This is a genomic window from Enterobacter cloacae complex sp. P14RS, assembly GCF_014895895.1.
GTDB lineage: Bacteria > Pseudomonadota > Gammaproteobacteria > Enterobacterales > Enterobacteriaceae > Enterobacter > Enterobacter bugandensis.
Map to the genome: position 1 here is coordinate 33401 of NZ_JADBQM010000016.1, position 18455 is coordinate 51855.

The window sequence follows — 18455 nt, forward strand, 5'->3', positions numbered from 1 at the left end:
TGACAGAAATGCCCGGTGGCGCTTCCGCTTACCGGGCCTGGATGCTGTTATTTATCGAACAGGTAGTGATTAACCAGGTTTTCCAGCAGTTCCTGATGCCCGCTCTGGTGCTGCGGCGCCAGCTGCTGTTGTTCAGCGTACTTCGCGATCTCCGCAAGCGATAACTGACCCTTCAAAATTTGCTGGCCCAGCTCACTGTTCCAGCCGCTGTAGCGCTTCGCCACGCGCTTATCCAGCTCGCCGTCTTCAATCATACGCGCCGCCACTTTCAGCGCCAGCGCCATGGTGTCCATCGCGCCAATGTGGCCGTAGAACAGATCGTATTTGTCGGTGCTCTGGCGACGCACCTTGGCGTCAAAGTTAAGGCCGCCGGTGGTGAAACCGCCCGCTTTGACGATCTCGTACATCACCAGCGCATTCTCTTCCACGCTGTTCGGGAACTGGTCGGTATCCCAGCCCAGCTGCGGATCGCCGCGGTTCGCATCTACCGATCCGAAGATGCCCAGCGCAATCGCAGAGGCAATTTCGTGATGGAATGAGTGGCCCGCCAGGGTAGCGTGGTTAGCCTCAATATTCACTTTGATCTCTTTTTCCAGACCAAACTGCTTCAGGAAGCCATACACGGTCGCGACATCGTAGTCGTACTGATGCTTGGTTGGTTCCTGCGGTTTAGGCTCGATCAGCAGCGTGCCGCGGAAGCCGATTTTGTGCTTATGGTCGACAACCATCTGCATAAAGCGGCCAATCTGCTCGCGCTCCTGGCGCAGGTCGGTATTGAGCAGGGTTTCATAGCCTTCACGGCCGCCCCACAGGACATAGTTTTCGCCGCCCAGCTGATGCGTAGCGTTCATTGCCGTCACCACCTGCGTAGCCGCCCAGCTAAACACTTCCGGATCCGGGTTGGTGGCCGCACCCGCACCGTAGCGTGGGTTGGTGAAGCAGTTTGCCGTACCCCAGAGCAGCTTCACGCCGCTTTGCTGCTGTTTTTCTGCCAGCACGTCCACCATCTGCGCAAAATTGTTCAGGTACTCTTTCAGCGACGCCCCTTCCGGCGATACGTCAACATCATGGAAGCAGTAGTACGGCACGTTCAGCTTGTGGAAGAACTCAAACGCCACGTCGGCTTTGCGTTTCGCCAGCTCGATGGCCTCACCCGGCTGTTGCCACGGACGGTCAAAGGAACCCACGCCGAACATATCGGCGCCGTTCCAGCAGAAGGTATGCCAGTAACAGGCGGCAAAGCGCAGATGATCTTCCATGCGCTTACCCAGCACCAGCTCATCCGGATTGTAGTGACGAAATGCTAAAGGATTGGTCGTTTTTGGGCCTTCGTAACGAACGCGATCGAGTTGGTCGAAATAAGCTTGCATATTGAGCTCCATAATCAGGGTATGCGGCGAGTCGTTGATTCAGGAGTAATAGTGAATAGACATTTTGGGTTGCTCAATTACGTTATTTCACACTGCTATTGAGAGAATGCACAACTGTGCGCTGGCTCGCAAAATAATGCGCAGACAAACTATTTTTCGGCGCACATTCCAGAATCAAATGTAATTAAGGCGTTACGAATTTTAAAATCCGATCGCGGTCATAAATTCAGAAATAAACCAAATATCGTAATGAGAAGATAAAAATCTGTAATTGCCAGCCCGCCTTTCCGCGTTAAAAATTTGCTGCGACCCAGCAGTGAATGTTTCTTTTATCTCAGCAACACATACCCCTACAAAAAGGCCTAATAATTATGAAGATAAAGAACCTGACCCTAACGCTCTGCACTACGCTCCTCCTTGCAAGCTTTGCAGGGCATGCCAAGGAGGTCAAAATTGGCATGGCGATTGATGACCTGCGTCTGGAGCGCTGGCAAAAAGATCGCGATATTTTTGTGAAAAAAGCGGAATCACTCGGTGCGAATGTGTTTGTTCAGTCGGCTAACGGCAATGAAGAAACGCAAATGTCGCAGATCGAGAATATGATCAACCGGGGAGTCGATGTTCTGGTCATTATCCCTTATAACGGCCAGGTATTAAGTAACGTGGTGAAAGAAGCGAAGCAGGAAGGCATAAAAGTTCTCGCTTATGACCGCATGATTAATAACGCCGATATTGATTATTATATTTCCTTCGACAATGAAAAAGTGGGCGAATTACAGGCGCAAAGCCTGATCGACAAAGTGCCTCAAGGCAATTATTTCCTGATGGGCGGTTCGCCGGTGGATAACAACGCCAAACTGTTCCGCGAAGGGCAAATGAAGGTCCTTAAGCCGTACATCGACAGCGGCAAAATTAAGGTGGTCGGCGATCAGTGGGCCGACGGATGGTTACCAGAAAATGCCCTGAAGATTATGGAAAATGCGCTGACGGCTAATAACAACAAAATTGATGCTGTCGTGGCCTCCAACGATGCCACAGCAGGCGGGGCTATTCAGGCTCTGAGTGCCCAGGGACTGGCCGGTAAAGTCGCGATTTCTGGTCAGGATGCCGACCTGGCGGGCGTAAAACGCATTATCGCAGGTACCCAGACCATGACGGTCTACAAACCGATTACCGAACTTGCCAATACGGCGGCGGAAATTGCCGTTGAGCTGGGCAACGGTAAGCAACCTAAAGCAGATGCAACGCTGAATAACGGCCTGAAAGACGTTCCGGCTCGCCTGCTCACGCCAATTGAAGTCAATAAAGAGAACATTGACGCCACCGTTATTAAAGACGGTTTCCACAAGAAGAGCGAACTGTAATCCGGCGCTGCCCCTGCTCTGCGGGGGCGCATCACGTTGTACTGTTCTTCCCTCGGGTTATGTGGAGCAGTTATGCCTTATTTACTTGAAATGAAAAGCATCACCAAGCGCTTCGGCGCGGTGAAAGCCGTCGACAACGTCAGTCTCCGGTTGAACCCTGGCGAAGTGGTTTCGCTGTGTGGCGAGAACGGTTCGGGCAAATCAACGCTGATGAAAGTCCTGTGTGGGATCTACCCGCACGGCAGTTACGAAGGCGAAATTGTCTTTGCCGGTGAAGTCATCCAGGCGACGCACATTCGCGACACCGAACGCAAAGGCATCGCCATCATCCACCAGGAGCTGGCGCTGGTGAAACATCTCACCGTGCTGGAGAACATCTTCCTCGGAGCCGAGATTTCCCGCCACGGCGTGCTGGATTACGACAACATGACGCTCCGCTGTGAAAAGCTGCTGGCGCAGGTGAGCCTCAACATTTCACCGGATACCCGCGTGGGCGACCTGGGCCTGGGGCAACAGCAGCTGGTCGAAATTGCGAAGGCGCTGAATAAACAGGTCAGGCTGCTGATCCTCGATGAGCCAACGGCGTCACTCACCGAACAGGAAACTGCGGTTCTGCTCAATATTATCCGCGATCTGCAAAACCACGGTATCGCCTGCATATACATTTCGCACAAGCTGAACGAGGTAAAAGCCATTTCGGACACCATCTGCGTGATCCGCGACGGGCAACACATCGGCACGCGTGAAGCTGCGGGCATGAGTGAAGATGACATCATCACCATGATGGTGGGCCGCGAGCTGACCGCACTCTACCCGAATGAGCCCCACAGTCAGGGCGATGAAGTGCTGCGCGTGGAAAACCTGACCGCGTGGCACCCCGTTAACCGCCACATTAAGCGGGTCAATAACGTTTCGTTTTCCCTTCACAGCGGCGAAATTCTTGGGATTGCTGGGCTCGTCGGTGCCGGGCGTACCGAAGCCGTGCAGTGCCTGTTTGGCGTGTGGCCAGGGCGCTGGGAGGGCACGATATATATAGACGGCCAGCCCGTGAGAATCGACAACTGCCAGCAGGCGATTGCCCGCGGCATTGCCATGGTGCCGGAAGACCGCAAAAAAGACGGCATCGTACCGGTCATGGCGGTGGGTAAAAACATCACCCTTGCGGCACTCGATCGGTTCTCCGGCGCGCTGAGCTGCCTGGATGATGCCGCCGAGCAGCAGTGCATCCTTCAGTCACTTGCCCGGCTGAAGGTCAAAACCTCCTCGCCGGAACTGGCGATTGGTCGACTGAGCGGCGGTAACCAGCAGAAGGCGATTCTGGCACGCTGTCTGCTCCTTAATCCACGCATATTAATCCTTGATGAGCCGACGCGCGGGATCGATATCGGTGCCAAATACGAAATCTACAAACTGATTAATCAGCTTGTACAGCAAGGGATTGCCGTCATTGTCATCTCGTCTGAGTTACCCGAAGTGCTCGGCCTGAGCGACCGCGTGCTGGTCATGCACGAGGGGAAACTGAAAGCCAACCTGATTAACCAGAACCTGACGCAAGAGCAGGTGATGGAAGCCGCTTTAAGGAGCGAACGTCATGTCGAAAAGCAATCCGTCTGATATCAAAGTCGCTGTTCCGACGCCCGGCGCGTTCGCGGGGCTAAAAGCGCTGAACCTGCAGGTTTTCGTGATGATCGCGGCGATTATCGTCATCATGCTGTTCTTCACGTGGATGACGGATGGCTCGTACTTAAGCGCGCGTAACGTCTCAAACCTGCTCCGCCAGACCGCCATCACCGGCATCCTGGCCGTGGGCATGGTGTTCGTGATCATCTCTGCGGAAATCGACCTGTCGGTCGGGTCGATGATGGGTCTTCTCGGCGGCGTGGCGGCCATTTTTGACGTCTGGCTCGGCTGGCCGCTGCCGCTAACCGTCGCGGTTACGCTGGTACTGGGGCTGGTTTTAGGGGCCTGGAACGGCTGGTGGGTTGCCTATCGGAAGGTGCCATCGTTTATCGTCACCCTGGCGGGAATGCTGGCCTTCCGCGGGATCTTGATCGGTATCACTAACGGCACGACCGTCTCCCCGACCAGCGCGGCGATGTCCCAAATTGGCCAGAGTTACCTCTCGGACAGCATAGGCTTTACGATCGGCGTGGTGGGACTGCTGGCGTTTGTCGCGTGGCAGTGGCGTGGACGTATGCGCCGTCAGGCGCTGGGTCTTGCGTCGCCAGCGTCAACGTCCGTGGTAGGACGTCAGGCGCTGACGGCGGTCATTGTGCTGGGCGCCATCTGGCTTCTTAACGACTATCGCGGCGTTCCGACGCCGGTACTGCTGCTGGCGCTGTTACTGCTCGGCGGCATGTTTATGGCGACGCGCACCGCGTTTGGCCGTCGTATTTATGCCATCGGCGGCAACCTTGAAGCTGCTCGCCTGTCGGGTATTAACGTCGAACGTACCAAGCTGGCGGTTTTCGCCATTAACGGCCTGATGGTCGCTATCGCCGGGTTGATCCTCAGCTCGCGTCTGGGGGCAGGCTCTCCTTCCGCCGGTAACATCGCCGAGCTGGATGCTATCGCTGCCTGCGTCATCGGTGGCACCAGCCTCGCAGGCGGTATCGGTAGCGTGGCGGGCGCGGTCATGGGGGCATTTATCATGGCGTCGTTGGATAACGGGATGAGTATGATGGACGTCCCGACGTTTTGGCAGTATATCGTCAAGGGGGCCATTCTTTTACTGGCAGTCTGGATGGACTCTGCCACCAAGCGACGAGCCTGATAACCGCATTGTGACTTAATTGGGAAGCGAGCCATGTTTGAAAAGCGTCACCGCATTACGTTGTTATTCAATGCCAACAAAGCCTACGACCGTCAGGTGGTAGAAGGCGTGGGTGAATATTTGCAGGCGTCGCAATCCGAATGGGATATTTTTATTGAAGAAGATTTCCGCACCCGTCTGGAGAACATCAAAGACTGGCTGGGTGATGGCGTCATCGCCGACTATGACGATCCCATCATCGAGCAGCTGCTGACCGACGTCGACGTGCCGATTGTGGGCGTCGGCGGCTCGTATCATTCACCCGAACACTACCCGCCGGTCCACTACATCGCCACCGATAACCATGCCCTGGTCGAGGCCGCCTTTCTCCATTTAAAGGAGAAAGGCGTCCATCGCTTCGCGTTTTATGGTTTACCCGCCACCAGCGGCAAGCGCTGGGCCGTGGAGCGTGAACATGCGTTTTGCCAGCTGGTCGCACAGGAGAAGTACCGCGGCGTGGTCTATCAGGGGCTGGAAACCGCACCGGAAAACTGGCAGCACGCGCAAAACCGCCTGGCGGACTGGCTGCAAACGCTGCCACCGCAAACCGGCATTATTGCCGTGACGGACGCCCGGGCCCGACACGTGCTGCAGGTCTGCGAACATTTGCATATCCCGGTGCCCGAAAAACTGTGCGTGATTGGCATTGATAACGAAGAACTGACCCGCTACCTGTCCCGCGTGGCGCTCTCCTCCGTAGCACAGGGCACACGTCAGATGGGCTATCAGGCGGCAAAGCTGTTGCACCGTCTGCTGGATAAAGAGGCTCTGCCGCTTCAGCGCCTGCTGGTTCCCCCCGTCCGCGTCGTTGAGCGTCGCTCAACCGATTATCGCTCCCTAAGCGACCCGGCCGTCATTCAGGCCATGCACTATATTCGCAACCACGCCTGCAAAGGGATTAAGGTCGATCAGGTCCTGGACTCGGTGGGCATTTCCCGCTCGAATCTGGAGAAGCGATTCAAAGAAGAGGTGGGCGAAACCATTCATGCCGTCATTCATGCGGAGAAGCTGGAGAAGGCCCGCAGCCTGCTTGTCTCCACGTCACTGTCGATCAACGAAATCTCGCAGATGTGCGGCTATCCGTCGCTGCAGTATTTCTATTCGGTGTTTCGCAAAGAGTATGACACCACGCCGAAAGAGTACCGGGATCGCCACAGCGAGGTGCTGATATAGAAAAGGAAACGCCTTCCACTGGAAGGCGTTTTTTGAGATTACATATGGGCGGCAATTAAGCGCTGGTTATCCTGGTACATAGCGAACAGATAGTTGTTATAGCTATTTCCCTTCGTCGAATAACCTTTTAGCTTGTGAATCATTGCGCTGGCCGTTACTTCCTGATCCGCTTTACGCAACTGAGCGCGTGATTTACGGAACGATGAGTAGGCCGGGTGCGTATTAAGATTCACCGCGTAAGCATTCACGGAATCTTTTACTGATTCAAACTGAGAATAGCCCTTCACTTTGCCGGGCGCATTATTACAACGCCCTTTCGCACATTTCATGCCGAACAGGTTGTTGTTATTACGCGCCAGCTTAGACGTTCCCCAGCCGCTTTCGGCTGCTGCCATGGTCGCTACCATGCTGCCTGGGATAATGTCCACACGCTCAAGGAGAGCATTCCACGGTACGCGACGCGTGTTACCGTTCCAGCTCAGTTTATAGCGCTTCGTGATGTCTTTCAGACGCGCGCGTTCAGACGGCGACCAGCGGCTATCGTACTGTTTTGAAATTAACCAGTTACGATCCGCCGTAATCGCGGCATTTTGACTTGTTATGTAAGGCATTACCGTCCGGAGAAACGCTTTTTTTCTTGGTGTTCCGGAAGGGTATTTTCGCAAATCAGGAAGTGAACTACTCTTTGCACTATTGCGAGAATACTCTTGTTTACTGCTAACCTTACTACTTGTCGTCTTTATTACGTGGGCTTTCTTACTCGTTGTATCCGTGTGCGTCTTCGCAAGCACCCCACCCGAAAATGTCGTGGTGAGTAACATGAGTATCGCGGCCCCATATCGTCGAATGGGAGTCGATATCATTAGGTCTCCTGGTCGGATGTAATCATCCCAACACCTTATTTTTTTCACAAATTTGAGAGCGGAATCTCAAATCATATCAAAAATAGACTTCAAGAGCACGTATAGAAATAGTCCAAATCCGAAACTATGTCACCTGAAACTTGCTCATAAAAACATCATTCCTGAAAAAATGTGTGCGATATCGCAGATAACTGTCTCATTTCGCGCGGGATCACTCATCCTCACAGATCCTCCCGACAGAAAGCGATGGAGGATGAGTTTTTAACCACAACCTGATGGCACACTGGTCAAAAATGCCGCGACAGGAAAATGGAATGAAACGCACCGCATTAGCTTTTCTGATGTTACCCGCTCTGGCACATGCCGACTGGTCATCGCCGGGGTTTAACGCATTTCGTGCCGAAGGCACCGGGGTTTTCACCAGCCAGGCAAAGCTTACGAAGGGTACGCGTCCTCTGACGCTGGGTTTTGACAAGACGTGCTGGCAGCCTTCGGAGGCGATAAAACTCAATGAGATGCTGTCGCTCAAGCCCTGCGACGGGTCTCCGCCGCAGTGGCGCCTTTTCCGCGACGGTGAATACCAGATGCGGATTGATACCCGATCCGGCACGCCAACTCTGTTGCTGACAATTCAGAGCACCGCAGAACAGCCGGTTGCAAGCGTTATCCGCCAGTGCCCGAAGTGGGACGGTAAACCGCTGACGCTGGACGTCAGCCATACCTTCCCGGAAGGCACCGTGGTGCGTGATTTCTACAGCAAACAGACCGCGACGGTGCAGAACGGAAACATAACCCTGCAGCCAGACGCCAGCAGTGGTGGCCTGCTGCTGCTTGAGCGCGCCGAAACCGACAAACCAGCGCCGTTTAGCTGGCAGAACGCCACCGTCTATTTTGTGCTAACCGACCGCTTTGTGAATGGCGACCCGGGCAACGACAACAGCTACGGTCGTCACAAAGACGGCATGCAGGAAATTGGCACCTTCCACGGTGGCGATCTCAAAGGGCTCGCCAGCAGGCTCGACTATTTACAGCAGCTGGGGGTGAACGCGCTCTGGATAAGTTCCCCGCTTGAGCAGATCCACGGTTGGGTAGGCGGTGGCACCAAAGGGGACTTCCCACACTATGCCTATCACGGCTACTACACCCAGGACTGGACGAAGCTCGATGCCAACATGGGCACCGAGGATGATCTGCGCCATCTTGTTGATGAAGCGCACAGGCGCGGCATTCGCATCCTGTTCGATATCGTCATGAACCACGCGGGCTACGCGACACTTGCGGACATGCAGGAGTACCAGTTTGGCGTGCTGTATCTGCAGGGTGATGAGCTGAAAAAGACCCTGGGCGACCGCTGGACGGACTGGAAGCCGGGCGCGGGCCAAAGCTGGCATAGCTTCAACGATTACATCAACTTTAGCGACAAAGCCGCATGGGAAAAATGGTGGGGCAAGAAATGGATCCGCACCGACATTGGTGATTACGACAACCCCGGCTTCGACGATTTAACCATGTCGCTGGCGTTCCTACCTGATCTGAAAACGGAATCCACCGCCCCTTCCGGATTACCCAACTTTTATCAGCACAAGCCCGATACCCACGCGAAAGCCATCCCGGGATATACCCCGCGCGACTATCTCACCCACTGGCTCAGCCAGTGGGTGCGCGACTACGGCATTGACGGTTTCCGGGTGGATACCGCGAAGCACGTCGAGCTTGCGGCCTGGCAGCAGTTAAAGGACCAGGCTAGTCAGGCCCTGGCCGCGTGGAAAGGGGCCAACCCGGACAAAAAGCTCGATAACGCACCGTTCTGGATGACCGGCGAGTCCTGGGGTCACGGAGTGATGCAAAGCGACTATTACCGCCACGGTTTCGACGCGATGATCAACTTTGATTATCAGGAGCAGGCGGCAAAAGCGGTGGATTGCCTGGCCGATATGGATCTCACCTGGCAGCAGATGGCGGAAAAGCTGCAAAGCTTCAACGTGCTGAGCTATCTCTCCTCCCATGACACACGCCTGTTCCGCGAAGGAGGCCAGCGCGCTGCGGAGCTGCTCCTGCTGGCACCGGGCAGCGTACAAATCTATTACGGTGATGAATCCGAGCGTCCGTTTGGCCCGACGGGGTCTGACCCGCTGCAGGGTACACGCTCGGATATGAACTGGCAGGACGTGACGGGCAAGCAGGCCTTAACCGTCGCCCACTGGCAAACGCTGGGCCAGTTCCGCGCCCGCCATCCGGCGATCGGTGAAGGCAAGCAAACCACGCTGTCGCTGAAAGAGGGGTACGGCTTCGTGCGCGAGCACAAGGGCGATAAGGTGATGGTGGTATGGGCGGGTAATCAATAATTATCCCCCCCTCACCCTGGCCCTCTCCCCGCATGGGGAGAAGGCAGGGGTGAGGGGTGAAACACACCAGAACTATTCACTACACAAATCCCACTCCGCCATACAAAACAACAAATCCGACCACATCTCCCGATTTGCACCAGCACAGTGCTAGCGTTATGGTTACCCACTTTCAAAATAAGCTCGATAGAACACCTGCTATGACGTTTTCACTTTTTGGCGACAAATTCACCCGCCATTCAGGCATTACTCGCCTGATGGAGGACCTCAACGACGGGCTGCGCACACCGGGTGCCATCATGCTCGGCGGCGGAAACCCGGCGCAAATTCCGGAGATGACAACCTATTTCCAGACGCTGCTCGCGCAGATGCTGGAAAACGGCAAAGCGACCGATGCGCTCTGCAATTACGACGGTCCACAGGGTAAAACCGAGCTACTGACTCTCCTTGCCAAAATGCTGCGTGAAGAGCTGGGCTGGGATATCGAACCACAGAATATTGCACTAACAAACGGCAGCCAGAGCGCGTTTTTCTACTTGTTTAACCTCTTCGCAGGGCGTCGTGCCGACGGCACCACCAAAAAGGTGCTGTTCCCGCTGGCACCGGAGTATATCGGCTATGCTGATTCCGGCCTGGAAGAGGATCTGTTCGTCTCCGCGCGCCCGAACATCGAGCTGCTGCCGGAAGGCCAGTTCAAATATCACGTCGATTTTGAACACCTGCATATTGGTGAAGAGACGGGGATGATCTGCGTATCGCGTCCGACGAACCCAACGGGCAACGTGATTACCGACGACGAACTGATGAAGCTGGATGTCCTGGCGAATCAGCACGGCATCCCGCTGGTGATCGACAATGCCTACGGCGTGCCATTCCCGGGCATTATCTTCAGCGAAGCACGTCCGCTGTGGAACCCGAACATTGTCCTGTGCATGAGCCTCTCCAAGCTGGGTCTGCCGGGCAGCCGCTGCGGCATCATCATCGCCAACGAGAAAATCATCACCGCCATTACCAATATGAACGGCATTATCAGCCTTTCACCGGGTGGTATCGGTCCGGCGATGATGTGCGAAATGATCAAGCGCAACGACCTGCTGCGTCTGTCTAATGAAGTCATCAAACCGTTCTATTACCAGCGCGTTCAGGAGACGATTGCGACGCTTCGCCGCTACTTACCGGAAGAACGCTGCCTGATCCACAAACCCGAAGGAGCGATTTTCCTGTGGCTGTGGTTTAAGGATTTGCCGATCACTACAGAACTGCTCTATCAGCGACTGAAAAAGCGTGGCGTGCTGATGGTGCCGGGCGATTACTTCTTCCCGGGTCTGGATAAGCCGTGGCCGCACACGCACCAGTGCATGCGCATGAACTACGTGCCCGATCCGGCAAAAATCGAAGCGGGCGTCAAAATTCTCGCCGAAGAAATTGAAAAAGCGTGGCATGAAGGCAGCCAGTAACACGCTACCCCTCACGCACGTTAAAACCCAGCTCTTTTGATATCGCCTCTGCCGTTTCGCGCAGAGGCTTGAGCAGGTTTTTCTCGCCAACCTGCTTCATGCGGGACGTCGACAGCGAAATGGAGATCGCATACGGCACGCGACCATGAATATCAAACACCGGCACGGCGATACAGGAGACACCCAGCTCGTTCTCTTCTTTATCCATTGCCATGCTGCGATCGCGAATTTCCGCCAGCTCATCGTACATAGCACTCAGTTCAGTGATGGTATTGCGCGTCAGCGGTTGAATCTGTTCCTGATGGCTTTGCCAGTAACTGGCCACGTAATCCTGATGACCAAAGGCCATATAGATCTTGCCCATTGCAGAACAATAGAGCGGCATATGCTGGCCGATGTAAGCACGCGTACGCAGCATGCCGGTTGTCGGCTCGAGCTTATAAATTAGGATCGCGTGGTCATCTTCCCGACTGGAAAAGTTCACCGTTTCGCCAGTGGCAATGTTCAGCGCCTCAAGATGCGGGGCCGCCACGTGAATAATGTTGAGCGATGACAGCGCCTTTTGCCCGACAGCAATGAATTTCGTGGTCAAACGATAGCTGCCCGCCGCTGGCGCCGGGGTAACGTACCCGCACGACTGCAGTCCCTGGAGTAACCGGTGGACGGTGCTCTTATTCAAACCAGCCAGTTCCGATAAATGCGCAAGCGGACACCCGTTCGGGTAGTTGCTGAGGATCTCAATCAGCATCAGGCCGCGAAACAGGCTCTGGCTGCCCGCTGGCCTCTCTTTTTCCTGCGTTATTTCGCTCTCTTTCATGCTCATCAAATCGCTCCTTTTTATCGCGCTCCTGATGGTAGCGCAAAGTGTGGTTTAGTTCACGATCTCAACAGAAAAAACACAACCAGTTGATTTTAATGATTTTTGAAAAACGTGAATGTCGTTGATCTGACAAAAATTGATCGCTATATTTGAAATCAGATTTCGCATAGTGAAATTTAACGATAAAAAAGCGTTCGCACTTGCCCCTAAAAAACAGGAGAACAGGGATGAAAGTGACCTTCGAAGAGTTGAAAGCGGCGTTCAATCGGGTTCTGCTCGATCGCGGCATAAAAGTGGAGACTGCCGATGCCTGCGCAGAGATGTTTGCCCGCACCACCGAGTCCGGTGTCTACTCGCATGGCGTAAACCGCTTCCCGCGTTTTATTCAGCAACTGGATGCGGGCGACATCATCCCTGACGCCCAGCCACAACGGGTGACCTCATTGGGTGCCATCGAACAGTGGGATGCCCGACGCTCCATCGGCAACCTGACAGCGAAAAAGATGATGGATCGCGCCACCGAACTGGCATCCGACCACGGTATCGGCCTGGTGGCGCTGCGTAACGCCAACCACTGGATGCGCGGCGGCAGTTACGGCTGGCAGGCGGCTGAGAAAGGTTACATTGGAATTTGCTGGACCAACTCCATTGCAGTAATGCCTGCGTGGGGATCAAAAGAATGCTGCATCGGCACAAACCCGCTGATCGTCGCTATCCCGTCGAATCCCATCACCATGGTCGACATGTCGATGTCGATGTTCTCCTACGGCATGCTGGAAGTGAACCGCCTGGCCGGGCGCGAGTTGCCTGTAGATGGCGGCTTTGACGACGAGGGCAATCTCACCCGAGAGCCTGGCGTGATTGAGAAAAACCGCCGTATTCTGCCGATGGGCTACTGGAAAGGTTCAGGCTTATCCATCGTGCTCGACATGATCGCTACCCTGCTCTCTAACGGCTCTTCCGTCGCAGAAGTGACCCAGGACAACAGCGACGAATATGGCGTATCGCAGATCTTTATCGCTATTGAAGTGGATCGCCTGATCGACGGGCCAACCCGCGATGCCAAACTGCAACGCATCATGGACTTCATCACTACCGCCGAACGCGCTGATGAAAATGTTGCCGTTCGTTTGCCGGGACATGAATTCACGCGTCTGCAAGAAGAGAACCGTCGCAACGGCATAACCATTGACGACAGCGTATGGGCGAAAATCCAGTCTCTGTAAGGAGGGGATGATGATATTCGGACATATTTCGCAGCCCAATCCGTGTCGCCTGCCGCTGGCGATTGAAAAAGCGCTTCATTTTCTGCGCACCACGGATTTCACCACCCTGGAGCCAGGCGTGGTGGAAATTGAAGGCCGCACTATTTTTGCCCAGGTGCTCGACCTCACCACAAAGGAACAACACGAAAACCGTCCTGAAGTGCACCGCCGCTATCTGGATATTCAGTTTCTGGCCTGGGGTGAAGAGAAAATCGGTATCGCTATTGATACTGGCAATAACAAAATAAGTGAATCATTACTGGAACAGCGAGATATTATTTTTTATCACGACAGCGAAAATGAGTCGTTTATAGAAATGGTACCTGGCAGTTATGCCATATTTTTCCCGCAGGATGTTCATCGTCCTGCCTGTATTAAAAACAAGGAAACGGTAATTCGTAAAATTGTGGTGAAAGTGGCAATCAGCGAATTATTGTAATTTTCTGACGAATACAGGAACGCGAAATGACCAACACCGGTTTTATTATTGGTGCGTACCCCTGCGCACCCTCGTTTCACCAGAAAGGGGAACAAGAAGAACAATCCTTCTGGCGGGAACTTTCCGACACACCGTACATACGCGGGCTGGAACAACCTTGCCTGGAAAACCTTCATCCTTTCGGTGACGAGTGGCTGTTCCGTCATACGCCGGACGAGTGGCAAATCGTGGTCACGGCGGTGATGGAAACCATGCGCCGTCGTGGCACGAACGGCGCATTTGGTCTGGCATCAGCAGACGAAGAACAACGTAAAGCATGCGTTGAATTTTACCGGCATCTGCACCAGAAAATTGACGCTGTAAATGTGCGTTTTCCGGGAAAAGTCATAGCCCTGGAGATGCAGGCGGCGCCGCAGGCCGGGAACGCATCCGTCGAACAGGCCACCGAGGCATTCTCCCGCTCAATCTGCGAAATTGTGAGCTGGAACTGGTCCTGCGATCTGGTGCTGGAACACTGCGATGCCATGACCGGACCTGCACCGCGTAAAGGTTTTTTACCCTTAGAACAGGTGCTGGAGGTGGTAAACGGAACCGACATCAGCGTCTGCATCAACTGGGCACGGTCGGCCATTGAAGGCCGTAATTCCACCGTTCCGCTTGAACACGTTCAGGCCGCATGTAAAGCCGGAAAATTGGGCGCGCTGATGTTCTCTGGCACCACCACACGCGGCGAATATGGCGAGTGGCAGGATCTGCACGCGCCGTTTTCTTCGTTCTGTGCCGACAGTTTAATGACGACTGAACAGGCTACATCACTCTTTACTGCGGCGAGCGCCGCAAAATTGAAATTCTCCGGTATTAAATTACTGGAAATAAATGCTAATGCTGATGTCAGCCATCGCATCGCCATTTTGCGTGACGGCATTAGCGCTATGAATAAAGCGACACAATAAAAATAAAAACATATTCCGATTACATTCACAGAGACATTAACTATGAATATTTCAACGAATGCTCTACATGCGGATATTCCGCGCCAGCGCTGGCTAAGAATCATTCCACCTATTCTTATCGCCTGCATTATTTCTTACATGGACCGCGTAAATATCGCCTTTGCGATGCCCGGAGGTATGGATGAAGAACTGGGTATTTCCGCCACCATGGCAGGCCTGGCAGGCGGGATCTTCTTTATCGGCTATCTGTTCCTGCAGGTTCCGGGCGGCAAGATTGCTGTTCATGGTAGCGGCAAGAAGTTTATCGGTTGGTCCCTGGTCGCCTGGGCAGTCATCTCAGTCCTGACCGGTATTGTCACCAACCAGTATCAGTTGCTGGTGCTGCGCTTCTTACTCGGCGTGGCGGAAGGCGGGATGCTGCCCGTTGTGTTAACGATGATAAGCAACTGGTTCCCCGATGCCGAACGTGGCCGCGCCAACGCGATTGTGATCATGTTCGTGCCGATTGCCGGGATCATCACCGCGCCACTTTCTGGCTGGATTATTACCGCGCTCGACTGGCGCTGGCTTTTTATCATTGAAGGTTTGATGTCCATAATGGTGCTGGTGCTGTGGGCGTTCACCGTTTATGACCGTCCGCAGGAAGCACGCTGGATCTCAGAGGCCGAGAAAAACTATCTGGTGCAAACGCTGGCCGCTGAACAGCAGGCCATCGCCGGAAAAGAGGTGAAAAATGCCTCATTGAGCGCCGTGCTTTCCGATAAAACCATGTGGCAATTAATCGCCCTGAACTTCTTCTACCAGACCGGGATTTACGGTTATACCCTTTGGCTGCCCACCATCCTGAAAGAGCTGACGCACACCAGCATCGGCCAGGTCGGGGTGCTCGCCATTCTGCCTTACATCGGTGCCATTGCGGGGATGTTCCTCTTCTCTACGCTTTCTGACCGCACCGGCAAGCGCAAGCTGTTTGTCTCCCTGCCGCTGATTGGCTTCGCACTTTGCATGTTCCTCTCCGTGGCGCTGAAGGCAAACACCTGGCTGGCCTATGCCGCGTTGGTCGGCTGCGGATTCTTCCTGCAGTCCGCCGCTGGGGTGTTCTGGACGATTCCTGCACGTCTGTTTAGCGCCGAGATGGCAGGCGGTGCGCGCGGTGTGATCAATGCGCTTGGTAACCTCGGCGGATTCTGCGGCCCTTATGCGGTAGGCGTACTGATAACGCTGTACAGCAAAGATGCGGGAGTTTACTGCCTGGCGATTTCTCTGGCACTGGCTGCGCTGCTGGCACTGCTGTTACCAGCGAAATGTGATGCCGGAGCAGAACCCAATCCCACGGTGAATCCGCATAAACGTGCGGCCTGATGCCCTCACCCAACCCACTAAACCGAACCGTAGGCCGGGTAAGCGAAGCGCCACCCGGCGAATAAGTGAGATGAAGATGAGTGAAAAAGAGCCCTTCTGGCTGGGTATCGATTGTGGCGGTACTTATCTGAAAGCCGGGTTATACAACCGCCAGGGAAAGGAAATGTGTATCGAACGTCGCTCAGTGGCCACGCTCAGCCCACGCGCAGGCTATGCGGAGCGGGATATGCACCAGCTCTGGCAGCACTGCCACGCTACCGTCGCCACGCTGCTCAAACGTTCAGGCATAGACGGAGAGCAGATCAAAGGCGTCGGCATTTCTGCTCAGGGCAAAGGACTGTTTCTACTCGATAAACAGGATCGGCCCCTGGGCAACGCCATGCTCTCTTCTGACCGCCGGGCGCTGGAGATTGTGCAACGCTGGCAGCAGGACGGCATTCCAGAAAAACTCTATCCGCATACGCGCCAGACGCTGTGGACCGGGCATCCGGCCTCGCTTCTGCGCTGGGTAAAAGAGAATGAGCCTCAGCGCTTCGAGAAAATTGGCTGCGTGATGATGGCGCACGATTATCTACGCTGGTGCCTCACCGGCACCAAAGCCTGCGAAGAGAGCAACATTTCGGAGTCCAATCTCTACAATATGAATACCGGCCAGTACGACCCACAGCTCACACGCTGGCTCGGTATCAGCGAAATTGACGGCGCCCTGCCGCCGATTGTCGGTTCAGCAGAAATTTGCGGGGAAATCACCGCTCAGGCAGCCGCCCTGACCGGTCTCGCGGCGGGTACGCCCGTCGTTGGTGGACTGTTTGACGTGGTTTCCACCGCGATCTGCGCCGGGCTACACGACGAACATACGTTGAATGCCGTAATGGGCACCTGGGCCGTCACCAGCGGGATTGCGCATGGCATCCGCGACAGCGAGCCGTTCCCCTACGTCTATGGCCGCTACGTTCATCCGCAACAGTACATCGTTCACGAAGCCAGCCCGACTTCCTCCGGCAATCTTGAGTGGCTCACCGCGCAGTGGGGCGATATGTCATTCGATGAAATCAACCATGCCGTCGCCGGTCTGCCAAAAGCCGGAAGCGATCTGATTTTCCTGCCCTTCCTCTACGGCAGCAACGCGGGCCTGGAGATGACCAGCGGTTTCTACGGCATGCAGGCGCTACACACCCGCGCACACCTGTTGCAGGCGGTTTACGAAGGCGTGGTATTCAGCCACATGACCCATCTTAACCGCATGCTTGAGCGCTTTACCGAGGTGCAGGCACTGCGCGTCACGGGTGGCCCGGCCCATTCGGACGTGTGGATGCAGATGCTTGCGGACGTCAGCAGTCTGACAATTCAATTACCCCAGCTAGAAGAGACTGGCTGTTCCGGTGCCGCGCTGGCCGCACTGGTCGGTACAGGCATCTATCCCGATTTCCACACGGCGCAACGCGCCCTTAAACATGACATCCGGGTGATTGAACCCGACATGAACGCCCATGCGGCCTATCAACGCAAATATCACCGCTATCAGTTACTGATTTCAGCATTACAGGGCTATCACGCCCAGGTTAAGGAGCACGACCTATGAGCCGACCATTACTGCAGCTGGCGCTCGATCACACCTCACTTCAGGCCGCGCAGCGCGATGTTGCCCTGCTTGTGGATCACGTCGATATCGTCGAAGCCGGTACCATTTTATGTCTGACCGAAGGACTAAGCGCCGTCCGCGCGCTGCGCAAACAGTGCCCGGAGAAAATTATTGTGGCGGACTGGAAAGTGGCCGATGCCGGCGAGACGCTGGCAGAACAGGCGTTTGGCGCGGGCGCGAACTGGATGACCATTATCTGCGCCGCTCCGCTGGCGACCGTTGAGCGAGGCCACGAGGTGGCACTGCGCTGCGGAGGAGAAATCCAGATAGAGCTCTTTGGTAACTGGACGCTGGACGACGCGCGCGCATGGCAACGTATCGGCGTAAAACAGGCGATATACCACCGGGGAAGAGACGCGCAGGCCAGCGGTCAGCAGTGGGGTGAGACGGATCTCGCCAGAATGAAAGCCCTCTCAGATATCGGTTTACAGCTTTCGATTACCGGCGGCATCACGCCTGCCGATCTCCCCCTGTTTAAGCGAATCAACGTCAAAGCGTTTATCGCCGGGCGCGCGCTGGCGGGCGCGGATAACCCGCCACAGGTGGCACAGGCATTCCATTCGCAAATCCGCGATATCTGGGGAGCGTAA

15 protein-coding genes are annotated in these 18455 nt (G+C 55.0%); 12 read left to right on the top strand and 3 right to left on the bottom strand.

The features are described 5' to 3' along the window. Positions 1-47: 47 nt before the first annotated feature. Positions 48-1370 (bottom strand): xylose isomerase, encoded by a 1323-nt coding sequence (gene xylA / locus IM295_RS13810; RefSeq protein ID WP_101865891.1) that lies wholly within the window; start codon positions 1368-1370, stop codon positions 48-50. Between the two features lie 371 nt (positions 1371-1741). Between xylA and xylF the strand changes: the two genes are divergently transcribed. The 4 genes from xylF (at position 1742) to xylR (ending at position 6719) form a co-directional block, all read left to right on the top strand. Continuing rightward, a complete protein-coding gene (gene xylF, locus IM295_RS13815) occupies positions 1742-2734 on the top strand; it encodes a D-xylose ABC transporter substrate-binding protein (RefSeq protein ID WP_028015068.1) in 993 nt (330 codons plus the stop codon). Positions 2735-2806: 72 nt separating this feature from the next. Beyond that, entirely contained in the window at positions 2807-4348 is a 1542-nt protein-coding gene (locus IM295_RS13820; RefSeq protein ID WP_193066826.1) for a xylose ABC transporter ATP-binding protein, read from the top strand. Continuing rightward, positions 4326-5507, top strand: coding sequence for a xylose ABC transporter permease XylH (xylH, locus tag IM295_RS13825; protein WP_041911621.1), 1182 nt, complete (start codon positions 4326-4328; stop codon positions 5505-5507). The genes IM295_RS13820 and xylH overlap by 23 nt, the downstream gene beginning before the upstream one ends. A 33-nt stretch (positions 5508-5540) precedes the next feature. Beyond that, positions 5541-6719 carry a D-xylose utilization transcriptional activator XylR gene (gene xylR / locus IM295_RS13830; protein ID WP_041911622.1) on the top strand — a complete coding sequence of 393 codons (1179 nt, stop codon included), beginning with the start codon at positions 5541-5543 and terminating at the stop codon, positions 6717-6719. Between the two features lie 38 nt (positions 6720-6757). Here xylR and IM295_RS13835 read toward each other — a convergent pair whose 3' ends face one another. After that, positions 6758-7582: a protein bax gene (locus IM295_RS13835; RefSeq protein ID WP_045630274.1), complete on the bottom strand. Its 825-nt coding sequence runs from the start codon at positions 7580-7582 to the stop codon at positions 6758-6760. Between the two features lie 314 nt (positions 7583-7896). Here IM295_RS13835 and IM295_RS13840 point away from each other — a divergent pair, with 314 nt between their 5' ends. After that, on the top strand, positions 7897-9927 hold the full coding sequence (locus tag IM295_RS13840) for an alpha-amylase (protein WP_193066827.1): 2031 nt from the start codon (positions 7897-7899) through the stop codon (positions 9925-9927). 200 nt (positions 9928-10127) lie between these two features. Further along, positions 10128-11384 (top strand): valine--pyruvate transaminase, encoded by a 1257-nt coding sequence (avtA, locus tag IM295_RS13845; RefSeq protein ID WP_045260029.1) that lies wholly within the window; start codon positions 10128-10130, stop codon positions 11382-11384. A 4-nt stretch (positions 11385-11388) separates the two neighbouring features. Here avtA and yiaJ read toward each other — a convergent pair whose 3' ends face one another. Next, positions 11389-12207 carry an IclR family transcriptional regulator YiaJ gene (gene yiaJ / locus IM295_RS13850; RefSeq protein ID WP_041911625.1) on the bottom strand — a complete coding sequence of 273 codons (819 nt, stop codon included), beginning with the start codon at positions 12205-12207 and terminating at the stop codon, positions 11389-11391. A 224-nt stretch (positions 12208-12431) separates the two neighbouring features. On the opposite strand from yiaJ, the gene yiaK reads away from it, so the two are divergent. The 6 genes from yiaK (at position 12432) to ulaD (ending at position 18455) form a co-directional block, all read left to right on the top strand. Next, positions 12432-13430: a 3-dehydro-L-gulonate 2-dehydrogenase gene (yiaK, locus tag IM295_RS13855; RefSeq protein WP_041911626.1), complete on the top strand. Its 999-nt coding sequence runs from the start codon at positions 12432-12434 to the stop codon at positions 13428-13430. Positions 13431-13440: 10 nt separating this feature from the next. Further along, on the top strand, positions 13441-13908 hold the full coding sequence (locus tag IM295_RS13860) for a YhcH/YjgK/YiaL family protein (protein ID WP_045630272.1): 468 nt from the start codon (positions 13441-13443) through the stop codon (positions 13906-13908). A gap of 26 nt (positions 13909-13934) precedes the next feature. Next, positions 13935-14861: a DUF4862 family protein gene (locus IM295_RS13865; RefSeq protein WP_193066828.1), complete on the top strand. Its 927-nt coding sequence runs from the start codon at positions 13935-13937 to the stop codon at positions 14859-14861. A gap of 42 nt (positions 14862-14903) precedes the next feature. Continuing rightward, complete coding sequence (locus IM295_RS13870; RefSeq protein WP_193066829.1) at positions 14904-16223, top strand: MFS transporter; 1320 nt, start codon at positions 14904-14906, stop codon at positions 16221-16223. 76 nt (positions 16224-16299) lie between these two features. Continuing rightward, positions 16300-17805: an FGGY-family carbohydrate kinase gene (locus IM295_RS13875; protein WP_193066830.1), complete on the top strand. Its 1506-nt coding sequence runs from the start codon at positions 16300-16302 to the stop codon at positions 17803-17805. Further along, entirely contained in the window at positions 17802-18455 is a 654-nt protein-coding gene (gene ulaD / locus IM295_RS13880) for a 3-keto-L-gulonate-6-phosphate decarboxylase UlaD (RefSeq protein WP_048960299.1), read from the top strand. Before IM295_RS13875 ends, ulaD begins: the two co-directional genes overlap by 4 nt.